Annotated in this window: 7 protein-coding genes, 1 pseudogene and 1 other annotated feature; of the genes and pseudogenes, 7 read left to right on the top strand and 1 reads right to left on the bottom strand. The window is 42.0% G+C overall.

The features are described from left to right. The first annotated feature begins 110 nt into the window (after positions 1-110). Positions 111-231: a sequence feature (ribosomal protein L21 leader region), on the top strand. Positions 232-265: 34 nt separating this feature from the next. Genes rplU through rpmA form a run of 3 tightly spaced genes read left to right on the top strand, consistent with a single transcriptional unit; the run spans position 266 to position 1,251 of the window. Next, a complete protein-coding gene (gene rplU / locus SORDD16_RS05555; protein ID WP_000109141.1) occupies positions 266-580 on the top strand; it encodes a 50S ribosomal protein L21 in 315 nt (104 codons plus the stop codon). A 16-nt stretch (positions 581-596) separates the two neighbouring features. Beyond that, positions 597-941 (top strand): ribosomal-processing cysteine protease Prp, encoded by a 345-nt coding sequence (locus SORDD16_RS05550; RefSeq protein WP_000613697.1) that lies wholly within the window; start codon positions 597-599, stop codon positions 939-941. A gap of 16 nt (positions 942-957) precedes the next feature. Then, complete coding sequence (rpmA, locus tag SORDD16_RS05545; protein WP_000916509.1) at positions 958-1,251, top strand: 50S ribosomal protein L27; 294 nt, start codon at positions 958-960, stop codon at positions 1,249-1,251. 95 nt (positions 1,252-1,346) lie between these two features. On the opposite strand, the pseudogene SORDD16_RS12310 reads toward rpmA, so the two are convergent. Further along, positions 1,347-1,442, bottom strand: a pseudogene (locus tag SORDD16_RS12310) (AraC family transcriptional regulator); the annotation flags it as partial. Between SORDD16_RS12310 and SORDD16_RS05540 the strand changes: the two are divergent. The 4 genes from SORDD16_RS05540 to proB all read left to right on the top strand — a co-directional run. Beyond that, on the top strand, positions 1,435-2,343 hold the full coding sequence (locus SORDD16_RS05540) for a LysR family transcriptional regulator (RefSeq protein ID WP_061416603.1): 909 nt from the start codon (positions 1,435-1,437) through the stop codon (positions 2,341-2,343). The pseudogene SORDD16_RS12310 and the gene SORDD16_RS05540 sit on opposite strands and share 8 nt — an antisense overlap. Then, on the top strand, positions 2,340-2,807 hold the full coding sequence (lspA, locus tag SORDD16_RS05535; protein WP_061452672.1) for a signal peptidase II: 468 nt from the start codon (positions 2,340-2,342) through the stop codon (positions 2,805-2,807). Before SORDD16_RS05540 ends, lspA begins: the two co-directional genes overlap by 4 nt. Further along, entirely contained in the window at positions 2,791-3,690 is a 900-nt protein-coding gene (locus SORDD16_RS05530; RefSeq protein WP_061452671.1) for an RluA family pseudouridine synthase, read from the top strand. The genes lspA and SORDD16_RS05530 overlap by 17 nt, the downstream gene beginning before the upstream one ends. Positions 3,691-3,791: 101 nt before the next feature. Beyond that, positions 3,792-4,314 (top strand): glutamate 5-kinase (proB, locus tag SORDD16_RS11855; RefSeq protein WP_241734017.1); only part of this gene is annotated, 523 nt, incomplete at its 3' end.

Genomic DNA, 4,314 nt, shown 5'->3' with positions numbered 1-4,314 from the left:
CATGCTTTTTGCTTCTTGGAGAAAAAAAGGGAAAGAAAAAACTTAATTTTAATTGATTTTACTTGTAAGAAAAAAGAAGATATGCTATACTTGAAGAGTTGACTATGCACAGTCCTGTGCAACCGCACGAACATCGTTTGCTCGTCGTATAACAAATTTAAACTTTGTTATACTTAGAGCTCTTCTTTTAAGTGGTTCGTCCCACGATGCTAGGCGAGTCTTCACAAAAATACGGGGAAACCCTAAAAATCATAGGAGGTGCATAATGAGCACATACGCAATTATCAAAACTGGCGGAAAACAAGTTAAAGTTGAAGTTGGTCAAGCAGTTTACGTTGAAAAATTGAACGTTGAAGCTGGTCAAGAAGTTACTTTTAACGAAGTTGTTCTTGTTGGTGGTGAAAACACTGTTGTCGGAACTCCACTTGTTGCTGGAGCTACTGTAGTTGGAACTGTTGAAAAACAAGGAAAACAAAAGAAAGTTGTTACTTACAAGTACAAACCTAAAAAAGGTAGCCACCGCAAACAAGGTCACCGTCAACCATATACAAAAGTTGTCATCAACGCGATCAACGCTTAATTTTTAAGGAGAACACATGATACAAGCAGTCTTTGAGAGAGCCGAAGATGGCGAGCTGAGGAGTGCGGAAATTACTGGACACGCCGAAAGTGGCGAATACGGCTTAGATGTCGTGTGTGCATCGGTTTCTACGCTTGCCATTAACTTTATCAATTCCATTGAGAAATTTGCAGGCTATGAACCAATCTTAGAATTAAACGAAGATGAAGGTGGCTATCTAAAGGTTGAAATACCAGCGGATCTTCCTTCGCACCAGAGAGAAATGACCCAGTTATTCTTCGAATCATTTTTCTTGGGTATGGCAAACTTATCGGAGAACTCTTCTGAGTTCGTCCAAACCAGAGTTATCACAGAAAACTAACACGGAGGAAAACATTATGTTAAAAATGACTCTTAACAACTTGCAACTTTTCGCCCACAAAAAAGGTGGAGGTTCTACATCAAACGGACGTGATTCACAAGCGAAACGTCTTGGAGCTAAAGCAGCTGACGGACAAACTGTAACAGGTGGATCAATCCTTTACCGTCAACGTGGTACACACATCTATCCAGGTGTAAACGTTGGACGTGGTGGAGACGATACTTTGTTCGCTAAAGTTGAAGGCGTAGTACGCTTTGAACGTAAAGGACGCGATAAAAAACAAGTTTCTGTTTACCCAATCGCAAAATAATCGCTCTAAGTAGCATTAAATAAGGCTTTCCGAGTTTTCGGAGAGCCTATTTTTTTGGTTTGGTACCCATTTTGAATTTAATAGAGAATAGTTAGATTTAAACTTGCGATGGACACTTTTTTCTTTTTTGGAAAAGTTCTGAATTATGGTATAATGAACAGATAGAGAAGTTGGGGGTAAAAGATGAACATTCAACAATTACGCTATGTTGTGGCTATTGCCAATAGTGGTACTTTCCGTGAAGCTGCTGAAAAGATGTATGTTAGTCAGCCGAGTCTGTCTATTTCTGTGCGCGATTTGGAAAAAGAGTTAGGCTTTAAGATTTTCCGTCGGACTAGCTCAGGGACTTTCTTGACCCGTCGTGGAATGGAATTTTATGAGAAGGCGCAAGAATTAGTCAAAGGCTTTGATGTTTTTCAAAATCAGTATGCCAATCCTGAGGAAGAAAAGGATGAATTTTCCATTGCCAGCCAGCACTATGACTTCTTGCCACCAACCATTACGGCCTTTTCAGAACGTTATCCTGATTATAAGAACTTTCGTATTTTTGAGTCTACTACAGTTCAAATCTTAGACGAAGTTGCCCAAGGACACAGTGAGATTGGGATTATCTACCTCAACAACCAAAATAAAAAGGGTATCATGCAACGGGTTGAAAAGCTAGGCTTGGAAGTTATCGAACTAATTCCTTTCCAGACTCACATTTATCTTCGTGAAGGGCATCCTTTAGCACAGAAAGAGGAATTGGTCATGGAGGATCTAGCGGATCTGCCAACGGTTCGTTTCACTCAGGAAAAAGATGAGTACCTTTATTATTCAGAGAACTTTGTCGACACCAGCGCGAGCTCCCAGATGTTCAATGTGACCGACCGTGCTACTTTGAATGGTATTTTGGAGCGGACGGATGCTTATGCGACTGGATCTGGGTTTTTAGATAGTGACAGTGTCAATGGCATTACAGTCATTCGCCTCAAGGACAATCTAGATAACCGCATGGTCTATGTCAAACGGGAAGAAGTGGAGCTTAGTCAAGCTGGGAATCTTTTCGTTGAGGTCATGCAAGAATATTTTGATCAAAAGAGGAAATCATGAAAAAAAGAGGAATAGTGGCAGTCATTATACTGCTTTTGATTGGGCTGGATCAGTTGGTCAAAAATTATGTTGTCCAGCAGATTCCACTGGGTGAAGTTCGTTCGTGGATTCCCAATCTCGTTAGCTTGACCTACCTGCAAAATCGAGGGGCAGCTTTCTCCATGCTGCAAGATCAGCAGTGGTTATTTGCTATTATTACACTGGTCGTCATGGTAGGAGCCATTTGGTATCTACATAAACACATGGAGGATTCTCTCTGGATGGTTTTTGGACTGATCTTGATAATCGCGGGAGGTTTGGGTAACTTTATCGACAGAATGAGTCAAGGTTTTGTGGTGGATATGTTTCACCTAGACTTTATCAACTTTGCGATTTTCAATGTTGCTGATAGCTATTTGACAGTTGGTGTCATTGTTTTATTGATTGCAATGCTTAAAGAGGAAGTAAATGGAAATAAAAATTGAAACTGGTGGGCAACGTCTAGACAAGGCTCTGTCGGATCTGACAGAATTGTCACGCAGTCTCGCTAATGAACAAATCAAGGCTGGACAAGTTTTGGTTAATGGGCAAGCCAAGAAAGCAAAATACACTGTCCAAGAGGGGGATATCGTCATCTACCATGTGCCAGAACCGGAGATTTTAGAGTATGTGGCTGAGAATCTGCCACTCGAAATCATCTACCAAGATGAGGACGTTGCCGTCGTCAACAAACCTCAAGGCATGGTGGTTCATCCCAGCGCAGGTCATACCAGTGGAACCTTGGTCAATGCCCTCATGTACCATATCAAGGACTTGTCAGGTATCAATGGTGTTCTCCGTCCAGGCATCGTTCACCGCATTGACAAGGACACGTCTGGTCTCCTTATGATTGCTAAGAATGATGAGGCTCACTTGGCACTTGCCCAAGAACTCAAGGCTAAGAAGTCTCTCCGCAAATATTGGGCGATTGTTCATGGCAATCTTCCCAATGATCGTGGTGTCATTGAAGCGCCGATCGGTCGTAGTGAAAAAGACCGTAAGAAACAGGCTGTGACTGCTAAAGGGAAGCCAGCAGTGACGCGTTTTCACGTCTTGGAACACTTTGGAGATTATAGCTTAGTGGAGTTGCAACTGGAAACAGGACGTACCCACCAAATTCGTGTTCATATGGCTTATATTGGCCATCCGGTCGCTGGTGATGAAGTCTATGGTCCTCGAAAAACACTGAAAGGACATGGACAATTCCTCCATGCCAAGACTCTAGGTTTTACTCATCCGAGAACAGGTGAAAACTTGGAATTCACAGCAGATATTCCAGAAATTTTTAAAGAAACGCTGGAAAGATTGCGCAAAAATGAGAATAGATAAAAGAGTTGAGATGCCTTGTCTCAACCTTTTTCATTTCAAGTCTTTTCTATTTTAAAGCATTCATGTTATAATGGATAAATATGAAGAATCGGAGTGAGACTATGAAATACAAACGAATCGTCTTTAAGGTAGGGACCTCCTCCTTGACAAATGAAGATGGGAGTCTATCAAGAAGTAAAGTAAAGGCAATTACCCAGCAATTGGCTATGCTGCATGAAGCAGGACATGAGTTGATTTTAGTGTCATCTGGGGCAGTTGCCGCTGGATTTGGAGCTTTGGGTTTTAAAAAACGTCCGACCAAGATTGCAGATAAACAAGCTTCGGCTGCAGTTGGTCAGGGACTTTTGTTGGAGGAATACACAACCAACCTCCTCATGCGCCAGATCGTTTCTGCACAAATCTTGCTGACCCAGGATGATTTTGTAGATAAACGTCGCTATAAGAATGCCCATCAGGCCTTGTCTGTATTGCTTCATCGTGGTGCAATCCCCATCATCAATGAAAATGACAGTGTCGTCATTGATGAACTCAAGGTGGGTGATAATGACACCCTGAGTGCCCAGGTAGCGGCTATGGTTCAGGCAGACCTTTTGGTTCTCCTGACAGATGTAGACGGTCTCTATA

The organism is Streptococcus oralis, assembly GCF_001578945.1.
GTDB classification, from domain to species: domain Bacteria; phylum Bacillota; class Bacilli; order Lactobacillales; family Streptococcaceae; genus Streptococcus; species Streptococcus oralis_Q.
This window is presented reverse-complemented; position numbering and strand designations above follow the sequence as displayed.

Excerpts from the sequence above, each read along its gene's own strand:
- SORDD16_RS05540 (WP_061416603.1), top strand. The coding sequence starts at position 1,435 with ATGAACATTCAACAATTACGCTATGTTGTGGCTATTGCCAATAGTGGT.
- lspA (WP_061452672.1), top strand. The coding sequence starts at position 2,340 with ATGAAAAAAAGAGGAATAGTGGCAGTCATTATACTGCTTTTGATTGGG.
- rpmA (WP_000916509.1), top strand. The coding sequence starts at position 958 with ATGTTAAAAATGACTCTTAACAACTTGCAACTTTTCGCCCACAAAAAA.
- SORDD16_RS05530 (WP_061452671.1), top strand. The coding sequence starts at position 2,791 with ATGGAAATAAAAATTGAAACTGGTGGGCAACGTCTAGACAAGGCTCTG.
- rplU (WP_000109141.1), top strand. The coding sequence starts at position 266 with ATGAGCACATACGCAATTATCAAAACTGGCGGAAAACAAGTTAAAGTT.
- SORDD16_RS05550 (WP_000613697.1), top strand. The coding sequence starts at position 597 with ATGATACAAGCAGTCTTTGAGAGAGCCGAAGATGGCGAGCTGAGGAGT.